This window comes from Ruegeria sp. CJ9, from assembly GCF_056536625.1.
On sequence record NZ_JBQFPY010000002.1, the window covers coordinates 250920 to 266437 of the forward strand.

Consider the following 15518-nt stretch of genomic DNA (forward strand, 5'->3'; position numbering starts at 1 on the left):
AGTAGTTAGGGTTTTGGACCTTCCGATTGACGCAGTGTAGGCTGGCCAGTGCGAAGGCTTGCAGGGTCGAACCCTAAGGGGCAAAGACATTGGCATTTCGCAATACCTCTGACCCGGTTTCCCCGACATAGCAGATGACCTTACTCGGCGGATGAGTGCTTTGCGTGCAGATCAAACCATCCGACAACCACAGCAAACAGGTTGTCAGGGGCGATACTAGAGGCGAAATTCAGCCCTTCCTGAACTTTTACGGCATCTTCGTAAGACATCCATTTTCCAGGGATGTCTTCACCGAATACTCCGGATGCACTGGTTTTGAACTTGTGATCGGGAACCGGCCCGTGCGGTGACGCAGGCGAGATGGTTTGGTACTCGACATATTTCTGGTTGGAAAACTTGAACCGGTCATACCCGTTCTTATGCAACGTCTCGAGCATATCCAGGCTGCCATTCTCAACCGAAACATAATTAGGCTGGTTGGGCAGATTCATGATTTGCGAAAGTGCAACGCTGTCAAAGCCTTCGATGTCGATCTTTACATAAAGGATCTGATCGGAAACCGGCCCCAGCTCTTCCGAAAGATCAACCGCCGGAACAACGATTTTTTCAGCCCCGTCCTTCCGGCTTCCGATCCGCTCATTGACCGAGCTCCAGGCCGAATTGAATTTGTTTACGTAGAAAGTGACTTCATCCGATGTGCCGTCGGTTACAGCAAAATTTCTGATATCGACGCCGTCCACGCCCAGGTCTTCGAAATGCTTGGTTACCGCAGCGCACAAATCTGGGATGGCCTCTACGGCGATGACGTTGAACCCTCTTTTACGGTAATAGACTGTGTCTTTACCGTCATTCATGCCGATGTCGACGATAATGCTTTCGCGGGCTTCGGGATACAAAGATTGAACTGAAGTTCCGTCTTCCTTAGGCAATGGCTTGGCAATCGGTTTTTTCTTGCCACGCAGAACACGACCTGCTTCGCGTACGCTTCGCGCCGCGCGGGACAGTCCAGATTTCTTGTTATCGCTCATGCGTGCCTCTGACTTTGGATAAATTACTTTAGCGTGTTCAATGCCCGAGACCAAAATCTCGTTCAACACAAAAATTTGGATTTCAAACCTTGATAGGTGTGCGTGGCAATAGGTTGCTGAACAAGTCCGACCTATTGCCCGAACACTTGCGTCAGAAGCGAGAGGGGGGCGGGTGAACCGCCCCTTTACTCAGCCTTGTTCAGCGCGCACGCCTTTGGCGATTTGCAGCATTTGATCCGCAGGAAGGAAGCCGCGCAGCATTTCGGTGCCCAAAACAAACGACGGCGTTCCCGTAATCTGCATCCGTTGTGCCAGGGCGCGGGTGCGGGTGATCTCATCGGTCACCTGATCGCTGTCCATCGCCGCGACGATTGCGTCGCTGTCCAGACCCAAACCATCGGAAATGCGACGCAGAGAAACCTCGGTGGGTTCGCCGCCAAATTCCAGCAGCGCGTCATGAACTTGCTTGTATGCGTCGTCGCCGGCCACATGTTTGGTCGCCACCGCAAAACGCGAGGACAAGACCGAAGCTTCGCCCAGGATCGGGAATTCCTTGATCACCAAACGGATATTGCCGTCCTCAGCCAGCAGGTCGGCCACTTCGGGCACCGCACGGCGGCAATAGCCGCAGCGGTAGTCCATGAATTCGACCAGAGTAATGTCGCCTTCTGGATTGCCACCCACCCAGCTATAGCCGTCATTGAACAGTTCTTCGGCATTGGCGGCCACTAGTTCTTGGTCAGCGGCGGCCTCGGCAACCGCGTTGCGTTGTTCAAGGATGTTGATCGCCTCGATGATCACTTCGGGGTTCCCCAGCAGATATTCGCGCACCTGGGCGCCGAATTCTTCCTTTTCCGAGGCGCTAAGCGCGTTCAAGTCCAACGCTTGCGCAGGGCCAGTGATCAAGGAAAGCCCCAGTAGGGCAGGTGCTGCATGTCTGAGGATCATTTCCGTTTCCTTTTTGCTTTCTTAGCGCGTTCCGAGGCAATCAGCACATCCTGCGCCCTTTGCCAACCCGGAGAGCCTTCGGGTAATTGCCCTAAGGCCCGTTTTGCGTGAATACCCGCGTCGGCCAACCGGCCGCGCAAGGCATATCGTTCAGCGGTCACGACCGAAGCCATGCCATTATTGCCGACCTTCGCATATGCGACCCCGAGGTCCTGCATCAGTCGGGCATTTCGGTAATCTCTTTGACGTGCCTTTACAAGTATTTGCAAGGCGTTCTTTGTCTGACCTTGCGCCAGCAATGCACGCCCGTACCCAGCCAGGATCAACGCGTCATTCGGGGCCATTTCAACAGCTTTGCCATAGGCTTTCACGGCGTCCTGCATTTGCCGGTTTTCCAGTAAAATCTGGCCCTTAAGCTCATAGTAAAACGGATCATTTGGGCGAATGGCCAGGGCGCCATCTATGGCGGCGCGGGCGTTGGCCAGATCATGGTTCTGATGATAGGCCGATGCCTCACGCATCAGGCGGATGTCTTGCGCGTCTTCCTCTTTTGCGCGTCGCATGGTCCATGTTGGGGATCGGAGGAAAGCCGACAGCTTACCCTTGACCCGCGCGAACCAGTAATCGGCATTTGGGTCCGATTTGGACCAGTCGCCTGATTGCGCTAGAAACCTTTCGGCCACGCGCAGGCGCTCGCGGCTGGTGGGGTGCGACCGCATATAGGGGTCTTGATTGACCGCGTTTAGCAACTCTTGACCTGCGAATTTTCGATGCAGTTCAACCATCCCGATGGGCGAGATACCGGCCCATCGGAGGTAACTGGCGGCGCTTTGGTCGGCCGAAGATTCTTCGGCGCGGGTATGTCCGAGAAAACTGCGCAGGGCAGCACTTTGGGTTCCTGCGGCAATGCCTACTGCGGCCTCACCACCTCCGGCGGCAGCGGCAATTAGGGCCAGCGCAGTCCCTAACCCTGCCTTGCGTTGCGCCGCGCGCAGGTTTTGCGTCCGCCGGGCCAGATGGCCATTGGCGATATGCGCGGCCTCGTGCGCGATCACGGCCTGCAGCATTTCAGGGCTTTCGACGGTCAGGATCAGCCCGTAATTCAGGTAAATCGCGCTGTAATCGATGACAAAGGCGTTGAACGTGCGGTCATTGACGACAAATATCTTGACCCGATTGGTGTTCAGCCCGGCCGCACGCAGGATCGGAAAGGCCAGTTCGCGCAGCCCATGTTCGATATCGGGGTCTCGGATCAGGCCCTGAGCGTTTGCCGGAACAAGGCTTGCCATCCATGTCACTGCCACCAGCAACAGGGTCGGGATTGACGCCACCCTGGATAAGCGTTCAAAAGCCATGGCTGAAACATGGGAGATTGGCATGAGAAACTCAACCCGGTCCGGGGTCGATCCCTTTATCGTGATGGACGTGATGGAGGCCGCGCGCCGCGCCGAAGAGGCCGGGCGCCACATAATCCATATGGAGGTCGGCCAGCCCGGCACCGGTGCGCCTAAGGGGGCTGTTAAGGCTCTGGGGAAGGCCATGGAGCAAGCCCCGTTAGGTTATACGGTCGCGTTGGGATTGCCTGAGCTGCGGCAACGGATCGCACGTCTGTATGGCGATTGGTATAATGTTGATCTGAACCCCGAACGCGTTGTGATTACTCCGGGATCTTCTGGCGGATTCCTGCTGGCCTTCACCGCGCTGTTCGACAGCGGTGACCGCGTTGGCATCGGCGCGCCGGGCTATCCGTCTTACCGGCAAATTCTGAAAGCACTGGGTTTGGTGCCGGTTGACCTGCCCACTGCGCCGGAAAACCGCCTGCAACCGGTGCCTGCAGATTTCGCCGGGCTTGATCTGCAGGGGCTGATGGTCGCGTCACCTGCCAATCCGACCGGTACCATGCTGGATCATGCGTCAATGGGCGCGCTGATCGAGGCTGCGCACGGGCAGGGGGCCTCGTTCATCAGCGATGAGATTTACCATGGTCTGGAATATGAGGCCAAAGCCGTCACTGCGCTGGAGTTGACGGACGAGTGCTATGTGATCAACTCATTCTCGAAATATTTCTCGATGACCGGCTGGCGTGTTGGCTGGATGGTCGTGCCCGAGGATCAAGTGCGCGTCGTCGAGCGTATCGCCCAGAACATGTTCATCTGTGCGCCCCATGCCAGCCAGTTGGCAGCACTAGCCGCGATGGATTGCGACGCGGAATTGCAAGCCAATCTGGATGTTTATCGCCGCAATCGCACTTTGATGTTGGACGGTTTGCCCAAGGCCGGGTTCACCAATATCGCGCCGCCTGACGGGGCGTTCTACGTTTACGCCGATGTCTCGGACCTGACCGAAGACAGCCGTGCCTTCGCGGCCGACATACTGGGCAAGGCCGGGGTGGCCGTGACTCCGGGGCTGGATTTCGACCCAGTGCGCGGGCACCGCACGCTGCGGTTTTCCTATGCGCGATCAACGGCAGATATCGAGGAAGGTCTGATGCGGCTTCAGCGTTTCATGGTTGAACGCGGTTCGATCACAACTCCGGCGTAACCCGTTCACAAATTAGCTTCGGTCCGCTAGTCTGACCGCCAAACGATCTCGGGAAAACTTGAGGCCATGAGCAGGATTTTCTACGCCATCGCGCTGATCTGGGCGCTGAGCAGCGCTGCGCTCGCGCATGATTTCAGCGCGCTTGCGCGGGTTTTGCCCGACGATAGCCGCATAACTCAAGATGGCCGCGCCGGAGTTCGCGTTGAACTTGGCCTCAGTCAGGGCGTTCCTTACCGTGTCTTCACACTGCGCGATCCGTACCGTGTCGTGCTGGATTTTCAGGAGGTCGACTGGACCGGCCTGGACGCCGACACTTTCCTGCAAACCGACCGGATCAGTGGTGTGCAATTCGGCGCCTATGTTCCCGGCTGGTCGCGCATGGTGTTGGAGCTGGGCGCACCGCTGGCCGTTGATACCTCTGACTTGAGGGTGGATCAGGTCAATGGAACAGCGCACCTGTCGCTTGGTCTGAGCGGCACCGATTTCGACAGTTTCGCCGCCAGCGCCGGGGCGCCGCGCCAGCCAGGATGGGACCTGCCGGAACCGTCGGTGACGCCGGCCAAACCTGGTCCAATCGGAACACGCCCTTTGCTGGTTATGCTGGACCCAGGCCACGGCGGTATCGATCCGGGGGCCGAGGTCGCGGGATCTAACGAGAAGACCCTGATGCTGACCTTCGCGCGCGAGTTGCGGGAAACACTGCTGCGGGCCGGCGGATATCAGGTGGTGATGACCCGTGTGGACGACCATTTTGTCAGCCTCGAACGACGCATAGCTCTGGCGCATCGGGCGGGTGCGGACGTGTTTATCTCGCTTCATGCCGATAGTCTCTCCGAGGGTCGCGCGCATGGTGCGGCGGTCTATACGCTGTCCGACGATGCCTCGGACGTTGCCAGCCACAAATTGGCCGAACGTCACGATAGGGGCGATCTGATCTCGGGCGTGGACCTCAGCGGTGCCGACGACCAGGTGGCCGACATCCTGCTGGACATCGCGCGGCAAGAGACCAAACCACGCACCGACGCGTTGGCGCGGGCCGTGGCCGACGGGATGACGCAGCAGGGCGGGCCAATGAACAACAGACCGATCCGCACGGCATCTTTTTCTGTGCTAAAGGCGGCGGATATCCCGTCGATTTTGGTCGAGCTTGGGTTTCTGTCCAGCCCCAGAGATCTAAAAAACGTCACGAATCCAGGATGGCGCAAACGGATGGCGCGCGGAATCCTGGCCGGGCTAGAGCAATGGCGGCAGGACGATCTGGTTAAACGCGCCCTGATTGGGCAGTGACCCTGCGACGCAAACCGGCTAATATTGGCCATCGTGTTTTGACCCTGCGCCGGGGCACCACTATATAGGCGGCAGCGCGAGTAAAAGGCAGTAACGTGATCCGTTTCATTCTTTCGTTTTTCGGGGCAATCTTCAGCCTCGTCACCCTGGGTATCTTCATGGCTGCGCTGGTGATCGGCGCGGTGTTCTGGATGTATGGGCGCGACCTGCCCAGCCATGAGTCGCTGGCGCAATACAAGCCGCCGACGATCAGCCGGATTTATTCGGGCGAAGGTCAACTGATCGACGAATTCGCGCAGGAACGCCGCTTGTTCACCCCGTCCGAAGAAATTCCCGACCTGGTGAAGCAGGCTTTCATCTCGGCCGAGGACAAGAACTTTTACACGCATCAAGGCTATGACCCGCGCGGCATCATCGCTGCCGGTGTCGAGGCTGTGAAATCCAAGGGTGAAAACGTGCGTGGTGCGTCCACGATCACGCAGCAGGTGATGAAGAACTTCCTGCTGTCCGGCGACCGCCGGGCCGAGCGCAAGATCAAGGAGATCATCCTCGCCACCCGGCTTGAGGATACGCTGGACAAGGAACAGATTCTCGAACTCTATATGAACGAGATCTTTCTGGGCCAGAACTCGTATGGTGTGACGGCTGCGGCGCAGACCTATTTCAACAAGACGTTGCAGGAACTGGCCCCGCATGAGGCGGCCACACTGGCCGCAATGCCCAAAGCGCCGTCCGATTACCATCCAGTTCGCCAGAAAGAACGCCTGCTGGCGCGCCGTGATTACGTGCTGCGCGAAATGCACCAGAATGGCTATATCGATAAGGCGACCTATGAGACCGAGGTCAATCAACCGCTGCGCTCGGTCCAAAACGGTGACTTCGAAAGCTTCCGCACTGCGCTGCCACCGCGTGACTATTTCACCGACGAAATCCGCCGCCAGTTGAGCGAGGATTTCGGCGAGGGTGAGTTCTTTACTGGCGGCTTTACCGTCCGCGCCTCGGTGGACGAAGAGATGCAGGTTGAAGCGGCCAAGGCCCTGCGTACCGCGCTGCAGAAATACGACCGCTCACGCGGTAAATGGCGCGGCACGAAAGAAGTGATCGCCGAAGATAAACTGACCGATGAAGCCCAGTGGCGCGAGGCGCTGGCGATCTTGGAAATCCCGCGCGACGTGGTGCTGCCAACGCAATGGCATCCGGCGGTGGTTTTGAACGTGGCCGATCAATCCCTAACGGTCGGTATCGAGAACGGCCCAGCCGACGGCGTTGTGCCGCGTTCCGATATCAAATGGATGCAGGGCGATTTCGCCGCCAATTTCAAACGTGGTGACGTCATCCTGGTCATGGCCGGCGAAGAAGGTCAGTGGTCGGCGCGTCAAATTCCCGAAGTACAGGGCGGATTTGTCGCGATGGACGTGAATTCGGGCCGGGTTCTGGCGATGCAGGGCGGGTTCTCGTATCAGGATACGGTGTTCAACCGCGCTACGCAGGCGCAGCGCCAGCCGGGATCCAGCTTTAAGCCTTTTGTTTACGCGGCGGCACTGGACAGTGGTTATAGCCCAGCAACAATCGTGGTGGATGCCCCGATCGAGGTGAACACGCCGCAGGGTTTGTGGCGGCCCAAGAACTCGACAAACAAGTTCTATGGTCCGACGCCACTGCGCACCGGGATCGAACAGTCGCGGAACCTGATGACGATCCGTCTGGCGCAAGAGGTTACGATGCCGGTTGTCGCGGGCTATGCTGAACGGTTCGGCGTTTACGACCGGATGGGTGCATTCCTTGCCAACTCGCTGGGGTCCGAGGAAACCACGCTGTACAAGATGGTCGCGGCCTATGCGATGTTCGCCAATGGTGGCGAACGGGTCGAGCCCACTCTGGTCGACCGAATTCAGGACCGGTTCGGCAAGACGATTTACCGACATGACGACCGCCAGTGTGTGGACTGTAACTCTAGCTGGCTTGAGCCGGACGAGTCGCCCACGATCGTGACCGATCGCTGGCAGGTTATGGATGCGATCACCGCGTATCAGCTGACGTCGATGATGAAGGGCGTGGTGGATCGGGGAACTGCGTCGAGCGTCGTTAATCTGCCCGTGCCCACAGCGGGTAAAACCGGTACGACCAACGAATCCAAAGATGCGTGGTTCATCGGCTTTACGTCCAATATCGTGGCCGGTTGCTATATCGGGTATGACCGCCCGCGCCCGATGGGACGGGGGGCCTATGGCGGCACAATGTGTGGCCCTGTTTTCCAAAGCTTTATGGAAAAAGCTGTCGAGAAATATGGCGGCGGTCCGTTTGAAGTGCCCGAGGGTGGCCACTTTATCAAAATCGACCGTTTCAGTGGCGCGCGCCTGCCAGCGGATGCGACCGGGGATTATGTCGTTGCCGAGTATTTCCGCGATGGCGTCGACGGCTTTATTGACCGCGTGTATGACGGCGGCTTTGCGGTTGGTTCGGACCTGCCGCTGTTCGAAGAGGTCAACACCGGCCGTCAGGTGACCACATCAACCGGGAATACCGTCACTGTTGGCCCCAATGCCAGCCAGGGTGATCTCTCGACCGGTGGGCTTTACTGATAACCGATATGTTTCGGGGCTCCGCTGTCTTGTGGTGCCCCGAACCTCTTGCTATCACGCAGGCCTGATTGAGCAAGTTGGGACAAGACCATGCGCGCCGAAACCCAGAATACCGTGGCGGAAATTGAAAAGTCGCTGGAGCTGCTGGCGCAGCGTATGGACTATGAAACTGCGCCCCACCGCCTTGAGGAATTTAATGCGCGCGTCGAGGACCCCAACCTTTGGGACAACCCCGAGAACGCGCAGAAACTGATGCGCGAACGTCAGATGTTGGTTGATGCCATCGAAACCTATGAAACCATCAAAACCGATCTAAGCGACAATATCGAATTGATCGAACTGGGCGAGATGGAGGAGGACGAAGAGGTTGTCACCGACGCTGAAAACGCCATCAAAAGCCTGAAAGCCAAAGCCGCCAAGAAAGAGCTGGAGGCGCTGCTAGATGGCGAGGCTGATGGCAATGACACCTTCCTTGAAATCAACTCGGGCGCTGGTGGCACGGAAAGCTGCGACTGGGCCTCGATGCTGGCGCGGATGTATGTGCGTTGGGCCGAGAAAAAGGGCTATACCGTCGAGCTGCAATCCGAGACCTCGGGTGAAGAGGCGGGGATTAAATCCGCCGCCTACAAGATTTCCGGTCATAACGCCTATGGCTGGTTGAAGTCTGAAAGTGGTGTGCACCGGTTGGTGCGGATTTCACCTTATGACTCGGCGGCTAAGCGGCATACGTCGTTCAGCTCGGTCTGGGTTTATCCGGTGGTTGATGACAATATTGAGATCGAGGTGAACCCCTCGGACATCCGTATCGACACATACCGGTCCTCGGGCGCGGGCGGTCAGCACGTGAACACCACCGACTCGGCAGTTCGGATCACGCACATTCCGACCGGGATCGTTGTGACCAGTTCCGAGAAGTCGCAGCACCAAAACCGCGATATTGCGATGAAAGCGCTGAAGTCGCGCCTGTATCAGCAAGAGCTGGATCGCCGCAACGCGGATATCAACGCTGCGCACGAGGCCAAGGGCGACGCGGGCTGGGGAAACCAAATCCGGTCCTATGTCCTGCAGCCTTATCAGATGGTGAAGGATCTGCGCACCAACCATGAGACATCAGACACCAAGGGTGTGTTGGATGGTGATCTGGATGGGTTCATGGCAGCCACACTGGCGTTGAACGTGGCGGGCAAAAGCCGGTCCGAGGCGCAGGGCGACTAAGGCGGGCAGGGGCTTTGCCCGGTCTCCGCAAGCAATGCCTCCCCCGATAAATTTTTAGCCAGATGCAACGGATCCCGGCTTTCTGTGGGAACGGAAAAGATTCATTTAAACAGTGGGTTTAAATGGGGGGATGCCCCGGCTAGGTTGACCTTGCAAAAGGGACGAACCTGGGATGAATCTGAGCCAAGCAACTGCAAGTGACCTGTTGAACGCGCTGACGGACCGGCAGATGTCGGCGCAAAAGGTGATGCAGCAAACGCTGGAGCGGATTGGCGGGGTCAACGAGGCCGCGAACGCCATTGTGGCTTTGCGCGAGCGGGATGATTTGATGACCGAGGCCCGCGCTTTGGATTCTGGTCCAATCCGTGGCCCCCTGCATGGATTGCCGATTGCGGTCAAAGATCTGGTGAACGTGGCGGGGATCGTAACGTCGCAGGGATCTCCGATTTTTAGGGATCACGTTGCGCAAAGGGATGATCTGATTGCCGCGCGGATGCGGGCGGCCGGCGCGATCCTGATCGGCAAGACCAATGTTCCCGAATTCGGGCTGGGGTCCCATACTTTCAATCCGGTCCATGGCGCGACGACGAACCCTTATAATCCGGCCCGGACCTGCGGCGGGTCATCCGGCGGCGCGGCGGTGGCGCTGGCGACCGGGATGGTGGCGCTTGCGGATGGGTCAGACGCGATGGGCAGCCTACGCAACCCGGCGGCCTGGAACAATGTTTACGGGTTTCGGCCAAGCTGGGGGCGGGTGCCGTCGGAACCGGTAGGTGATGGCTTTCTGCATCAGCTGTCCACGCTTGGCCCGATGGCGCGCAGCCCAGAGGATCTGGGCCTGTTGCTGGACGTGATCTCAGGGCCGGATGTGCGGCAGCCGTTTGGTGGGGCCACCCCCATAGTGTCGCCGGTGCAGGCGGCAGACATGCGCGGCGTGCGGATTGGGTGGCTGGATGACTGGGGAGGGGCTTATCCATTTGAGGATGGCGTACACGCGCAATGTGAAAGTGCTTTGAATGTGTTCACTCAGCTGGGGGCCGAGGTCATCCCCGTTGCGCCGCCATTTGAGGCCGAGCGCCTTTGGGAGAGTTGGATAACCTTGCGATCCTGGAGCGTGGCCGCAAGCCTTGCGCCGCTTGCAGATCAACGTGACGTGTTGAAAGACACGGCGCAATGGGAGTTGGACCGAGGGCAGACTCTGACGGCGATGCAAGTGCATGAAGCCAGCGTCATCCGGTCCGAATGGTTTCGATGCGTGGCAGAGTTGATGCGTGGTTATGATGCCATGGTGTTGCCGTCTGCGCAGGTTTGGCCCTTTGAGATTGAGACGCCATACCCAACGGAAATTGCGGGGCGAAGGATGGATACCTATCATCGGTGGATGGAGGTCATGGTGCCAGTCAGCCTGATCGGCTTGCCCTGCCTGTCAGCACCGGCGGGTTTTGGAGCCAACGGATTACCGATGGGAATTCAGGTGTTTGGTCCACGCGGCTCCGACGCCCGCATCCTGTCGATTGGCGCAACCTATCACGCCGCCACCATGTGGCCGCAAAAACGACCGGCCCAACCATAGGGTCGGCAAGGGAGGAGGACAGAACATGGACAAGCCATTTGGTGTTCCGGAAATGGGGCCGGTGAATTTGGGGATGTTGCGCGAAGCCCTGCGCCGGGCCTGGACAGACTTTCGTCGGGCTCCGGTTTTTGGGCTTCTGTTTGCGGGGTTTTATGTGCTGGCCGGTTGGTTCATGGCCTGGATCACCTTGCAGACGGGCACGTCGTACTGGTTGGTTCTGGCTGCTATCGGGTTTCCTTTGCTGGGGCCCTTTGCGGCGGTAGGGATGTATGAAGTCTCGCACCGGCTGGAGCAGGGTGAGACCTTGGAATTCAAGTCTATTTTCGGAGTGGTGGTGCAGCAGGGGCGCCGTCAGTTGCCCTCGATATGCGCGATTATTGTGGTGATGTTTTTATTCTGGTTCTTTCTGGGCCATATGATCTTTGCCCTGTTCATGGGGTTGTCGACGATGACAAACGTGTCGACCTCGTTAGAGGTGTATTTGACCGCCAACGGGTTGACGATGTTGGCTGTGGGAAGCGTTGTGGGCGCTGTGTTTGCGACGGTGCTTTATATGATCACCGTACTTTCCATCCCCATGCTGTTGGACCGAGAGCTGGATTTCGTGACCGCTATGATCGCCAGTTTCAGCTATGTCCGTGATCATTTCAGCGTCATGTTGTTGTGGGGAATCTTTATCGCCATCCTGACTTTTCTAGCCATGATCCCGTGGTTTTTGGGCTTGTTTATCGTGTTGCCGCTGCTGGGGCATGCAAGCTGGCATTTGTATCGGCTGATCACTCAAGCGTCGGGCGAAAACGCTGCGTGACGTCAGCTTGCCGCTTGCTGAAGCGAGCGTTCTGCACGGCGGGCGGTTCGCGCCGCTGCCAGAACGGCCGAAGGGTCTTCGCCCAGATGACGCAGTAGAATGCGCCGGGTCGTTGTCTCGCTGGCGGTCGTTCTGGACAAACAGATAGCCACCCCGCGCCACCGGTCCGAATGCTCATCGGTCCCGCGCGTCACCAGATAAATACGGCTGTTTTGCGAGGCTCGGCTGGACATCAGGATATAAATCTGCCGGCCAGCACAGGCGGCGATGCCTTGCACTTCACGTTCTGTCGGAGCGGCGCTCGGCATGCCAGGGCGCGGCTCATAACCACGCACCAGCGTGCATTGCGGCAACCGGCGCGCGTGAATCAACCGATGACGAGAGGGCTTAGGATCATCCAGCTCGGTCTCGGTTGCATAGTAGAACCCCGCCGGAAACAGGTTCTCGGTCAGTGTTGTGGGGCCCGAGCCCAGAAAATCTGTAAGGGCAGACGCTGCGGGATGTGTCGGAGAGCGGTCGATCTCGTCCAGCGGGCGCAGCAGAATACGGGCGTCCACTTCGAAAAAGCGGCAAATCCGGTCAAGCACGTCAGGTCTTGGAAAACTCTCGCCACCAAGGTATCGGTTGAATTGCGTCCGGTTGACGCCCAATTGTCGGCAAAGTTCTGATACTGATGTATATTGCTGCGCAAGTTGTCTGAGATTGGCGCCGAACATCCTGCGCAATTCGTCCGGGTTGCGGATGTCTTTGGTCATAGGTGTCCCAGGTTCTCGCGACTTGTTTTATAGTACACAACATGTTCGACCTGACGGTCGACATAACGCACATATCGTACAGATGACACGAACGGGCGCATCCCAACGCCACGTCACCCCCAGAGGCTAACGTCCAATCTTACAAACGCAATAGGCTTTATCTTGTTTTGTGTGATCTTTTTGGGCGCTTTGGCGCCAATAAACGTTATTCGGCCAGTTTTAGCTTAAAAGGCAGCATGACAGGCCAGAGTTTCCCCACCCATACGCGAGCCGACAGGGTGGGGAAAATGTTACTCGCCACGCAGCAGGGCCGCAACGCCAGTGCGGGCCACTTCGACCAGACCCAAAGGGCGCATCAGATCGGCAAAGGCGTCGATTTTGTCCGGGGCTCCGGTGATTTCAAAAATGAAAGAGTTCAGCGTGCTGTCGACCACGTTGGCGCGGAAGATATCGGCCAGACGCAGCGCCTCGACCCTTTTTTCGCCTGCGCCAACCACTTTGATGATCGCCAGCTCCCGCTCGACCGCGTCGCCTTCGACGGTCAAATCATGCACGTCGTGAACGGTGACGATACGACCCAGCTGCGCCTTGATCTGCTCGATCACCTGCGGCGTACCGGTGGTGACGATGGTGATACGGCTCAGATGCCCGGTGTGATCGACCTCGGCTACGGTGAGGCTTTCGATGTTGTAACCACGGCCCGAGAACAACCCGATCACACGGGCCAAGACACCGGGTTCGTTTTCGACCAAAACCGCAATCGTGTGGCGCTCCTGCACGTCCGAAAAGGTCGGGCGTAGGTTATAGGCCGAATGGCGGGTAGAGCCTTTTTTGATATGTAGGGCAGACATTTACGTCCCTTTCATCATTCTTGTGGTGTTGGGCGCTCCGCCGCGCCCAACAAATTTCGTCAAACCAGAACCGAGCCTTTGGAATCGATCACGCCCTGTGTTTCGGCCTCGCCCAGCAACATCTCGTTATGTGCCTTTCCTGACGGGATCATGGGGAAGCAGTTCTCGTGCTTTTCCACCAGACAGTCAAAAATCACCGGACCGTCATAGTTGATCATCTCCATGATCGCGTCATCCAGATCGGCAGGGTCAGAACACAGGATGCCTTTGGCGCCGAATGCCTCGGCAAGTTTGACGAAATCGGGCAGGGCTTCGGACCACGAATGCGAATACCGCTCGCCATGCAGCAGCTCCTGCCACTGACGGACCATGCCAAGGCGTTCATTGTTCAGGATGAACTGTTTCACGGGCAGGCGGTACTGAACGGCCGTGCCCATTTCCTGCATGTTCATCAGCCACGACGCCTCACCTGCCACGTTGATCACCAGTGCATCCGGGTGCGCCATCTGCACCCCAACAGAGGCCGGGAAACCATAGCCCATCGTGCCCAAACCACCCGAGGTCATCCAGCGATTAGGGTCTTCGAACCCAAGATACTGCGCCGCCCACATCTGATGCTGACCAACCTCGGTCGTGATGTAGCGGTCGTGCTTTTTGGTCAGCTCTTCAAGGCGTTGCAGCGCATATTGCGGTTTGATGGTCTTTTCGCTGTTGGTGAACGCCAGGCAATTCACCTTGCGCCAGTCGCTTATCTGGGCCTGCCACTTCTTGACGGCGGCCGCATCGGTCTTGCGGCCGCGCGATTTCCAAACCTTGAGGATATCCTCAAGCACATGTGCCACATCACCGACAATCGGGATGTCCACGCGGATCACCTTGTTGATCGATGACGGATCAATGTCGATATGCGCTTTTTTCGAGTTCGGCGAGAACGCATCAATCCGTCCGGTGATCCGGTCGTCGAACCGTGCGCCAACGTTGATCATCAGGTCGCAGTCATGCATGGCCAGATTGGCCTCGTACAGGCCGTGCATCCCCAGCATACCCAACCAGTTCTCGCCTGACGCCGGATAGGCACCCAGCCCCATCAGGGTCGAGGTGACCGGGAAGCCCGTCGCATCAACCAATTCGCGCAGCAATTGGCTGGCAGCAGGGCCCGAGTTGATGACGCCGCCGCCAGTGTAAAAGACCGGCTTCTTTGCGGTCTCGATTGCCGCAACCAGTTCGGTGATCTCTTCCAGATCGCCTTTCAGAACCGGTTGGTAGTGCGATGTTGACGGTTTTGGCGCGGTATACTCACCCGAGGCAAACTGAACGTCTTTGGGAATATCGACCAGCACCGGCCCGGGGCGGCCCGAGATGGCGACGTGAAATGCCTCATGCATCGTCTCAGACAGCGAATCCGTGTCCTTCACCAGCCAGTTATGCTTGGTGCAGGGGCGGGTGATGCCAACGGTGTCCGCCTCTTGAAAGGCGTCCGAGCCGATCATGAAGGTCGGAACCTGCCCGGTCAGAACCACAATCGGGATCGAATCCAGCAACGCATCGGTCAGGCCGGTCACCGCGTTGGTGGCGCCGGGGCCAGAAGTCACCAGTGCAACGCCGGGTTTGCCGGTTGACCGGGCATAGCCTTCGGCGGCGTGAACCGCGCCCTGTTCGTGGCGCACCAGAACGTGCCGAATGTCGTTTTGCAGAAAGATCTCATCATAGATCGGTAGCACGGCGCCACCTGGGTATCCGAATACCGTGTCCACGCCCTGATCCTTGAGGGCTTGAACTACCATTTTTGCGCCGGTCATCTCACGTGTCATCTGCTTTGCTCCGTTCGCGACATGTGTCTTGCGTTTAGCATAAAAAAAGCCCCCGAGATTTTTCGGAGGCGCATGGGTTCGATTATGGTTTACCGTTACCGGCCCATGCGCGTGTTTCC

General features: G+C 58.1%; 12 protein-coding genes. 6 read left to right on the top strand and 6 right to left on the bottom strand.

Annotated features, from left to right (window positions below; genetic code table 11):
* Positions 1-140: 140 nt before the first annotated feature.
* The 3 genes from ACR0AJ_RS06725 to ACR0AJ_RS06735 all read right to left on the bottom strand — a co-directional run bounded on the left by ACR0AJ_RS06725 (position 141) and on the right by ACR0AJ_RS06735 (position 3355).
* On the bottom strand, positions 141-1028 hold the full coding sequence (locus tag ACR0AJ_RS06725; protein WP_480740417.1) for an FkbM family methyltransferase: 888 nt from the start codon (positions 1026-1028) through the stop codon (positions 141-143).
* A 189-nt stretch (positions 1029-1217) separates the two neighbouring features.
* Complete coding sequence (locus tag ACR0AJ_RS06730; RefSeq protein WP_480740419.1) at positions 1218-1976, bottom strand: DsbA family protein; 759 nt, start codon at positions 1974-1976, stop codon at positions 1218-1220.
* Positions 1973-3355: a M48 family metalloprotease gene (locus ACR0AJ_RS06735; protein ID WP_480740421.1), complete on the bottom strand. Its 1383-nt coding sequence runs from the start codon at positions 3353-3355 to the stop codon at positions 1973-1975. The genes ACR0AJ_RS06730 and ACR0AJ_RS06735 overlap by 4 nt, the downstream gene beginning before the upstream one ends.
* Here ACR0AJ_RS06735 and ACR0AJ_RS06740 point away from each other — a divergent pair.
* The 6 genes from ACR0AJ_RS06740 to ACR0AJ_RS06765 all read left to right on the top strand — a co-directional run bounded on the left by ACR0AJ_RS06740 (position 3354) and on the right by ACR0AJ_RS06765 (position 11982).
* Positions 3354-4517 (top strand): pyridoxal phosphate-dependent aminotransferase, encoded by a 1164-nt coding sequence (locus ACR0AJ_RS06740; RefSeq protein WP_480740423.1) that lies wholly within the window; start codon positions 3354-3356, stop codon positions 4515-4517. The genes ACR0AJ_RS06735 and ACR0AJ_RS06740 overlap by 2 nt on opposite strands.
* Positions 4518-4583: 66 nt before the next feature.
* The gene (locus ACR0AJ_RS06745) at positions 4584-5804 is read left to right on the top strand and encodes an N-acetylmuramoyl-L-alanine amidase (RefSeq protein WP_480740425.1); all 1221 of its coding nucleotides are present in this window, start codon (positions 4584-4586) and stop codon (positions 5802-5804) included.
* 95 nt (positions 5805-5899) lie between these two features.
* Entirely contained in the window at positions 5900-8386 is a 2487-nt protein-coding gene (locus ACR0AJ_RS06750; protein WP_480661688.1) for a penicillin-binding protein 1A, read from the top strand.
* 90 nt (positions 8387-8476) lie between these two features.
* Complete coding sequence (prfB, locus tag ACR0AJ_RS06755) at positions 8477-9601, top strand: peptide chain release factor 2 (protein ID WP_170349016.1); 1125 nt, start codon at positions 8477-8479, stop codon at positions 9599-9601.
* Between the two features lie 172 nt (positions 9602-9773).
* On the top strand, positions 9774-11174 hold the full coding sequence (locus ACR0AJ_RS06760) for an amidase (RefSeq protein WP_170349015.1): 1401 nt from the start codon (positions 9774-9776) through the stop codon (positions 11172-11174).
* Positions 11175-11199: 25 nt separating this feature from the next.
* Positions 11200-11982 (top strand): DUF2189 domain-containing protein, encoded by a 783-nt coding sequence (locus tag ACR0AJ_RS06765; RefSeq protein ID WP_480740428.1) that lies wholly within the window; start codon positions 11200-11202, stop codon positions 11980-11982.
* A 2-nt stretch (positions 11983-11984) separates the two neighbouring features.
* Here the strand turns inward: ACR0AJ_RS06765 and ACR0AJ_RS06770 are convergent, their stop codons facing one another.
* From ACR0AJ_RS06770 to ACR0AJ_RS06780, 3 genes are all read right to left on the bottom strand, one after another.
* Entirely contained in the window at positions 11985-12737 is a 753-nt protein-coding gene (locus ACR0AJ_RS06770) for a helix-turn-helix domain-containing protein (RefSeq protein ID WP_226688333.1), read from the bottom strand.
* 290 nt (positions 12738-13027) lie between these two features.
* Positions 13028-13588 (bottom strand): acetolactate synthase small subunit, encoded by a 561-nt coding sequence (ilvN, locus tag ACR0AJ_RS06775; protein ID WP_480740430.1) that lies wholly within the window; start codon positions 13586-13588, stop codon positions 13028-13030.
* Positions 13589-13647: 59 nt separating this feature from the next.
* Positions 13648-15399: an acetolactate synthase 3 large subunit gene (locus tag ACR0AJ_RS06780; protein WP_170349012.1), complete on the bottom strand. Its 1752-nt coding sequence runs from the start codon at positions 15397-15399 to the stop codon at positions 13648-13650.
* Between the last annotated feature and the right edge of the window lie 119 nt (positions 15400-15518).

What these genes read in the sequence shown, in the direction of transcription:
- ACR0AJ_RS06725 (WP_480740417.1), bottom strand. Translation starts at nt 1,028, where the DNA reads ATGAGCGATAACAAGAAATCTGGACTGTCCCGCGCGGCGCGAAGCGTA.
- ACR0AJ_RS06730 (WP_480740419.1), bottom strand. Translation starts at nt 1,976, where the DNA reads ATGATCCTCAGACATGCAGCACCTGCCCTACTGGGGCTTTCCTTGATC.
- ACR0AJ_RS06740 (WP_480740423.1), top strand. Translation starts at nt 3,354, where the DNA reads ATGAGAAACTCAACCCGGTCCGGGGTCGATCCCTTTATCGTGATGGAC.
- ACR0AJ_RS06735 (WP_480740421.1), bottom strand. Translation starts at nt 3,355, where the DNA reads ATGCCAATCTCCCATGTTTCAGCCATGGCTTTTGAACGCTTATCCAGG.
- ACR0AJ_RS06745 (WP_480740425.1), top strand. Translation starts at nt 4,584, where the DNA reads ATGAGCAGGATTTTCTACGCCATCGCGCTGATCTGGGCGCTGAGCAGC.
- prfB (WP_170349016.1), top strand. Translation starts at nt 8,477, where the DNA reads ATGCGCGCCGAAACCCAGAATACCGTGGCGGAAATTGAAAAGTCGCTG.
- ACR0AJ_RS06760 (WP_170349015.1), top strand. Translation starts at nt 9,774, where the DNA reads ATGAATCTGAGCCAAGCAACTGCAAGTGACCTGTTGAACGCGCTGACG.
- ACR0AJ_RS06765 (WP_480740428.1), top strand. Translation starts at nt 11,200, where the DNA reads ATGGACAAGCCATTTGGTGTTCCGGAAATGGGGCCGGTGAATTTGGGG.
- ACR0AJ_RS06770 (WP_226688333.1), bottom strand. Translation starts at nt 12,737, where the DNA reads ATGACCAAAGACATCCGCAACCCGGACGAATTGCGCAGGATGTTCGGC.
- ilvN (WP_480740430.1), bottom strand. Translation starts at nt 13,588, where the DNA reads ATGTCTGCCCTACATATCAAAAAAGGCTCTACCCGCCATTCGGCCTAT.
- ACR0AJ_RS06780 (WP_170349012.1), bottom strand. Translation starts at nt 15,399, where the DNA reads ATGACACGTGAGATGACCGGCGCAAAAATGGTAGTTCAAGCCCTCAAG.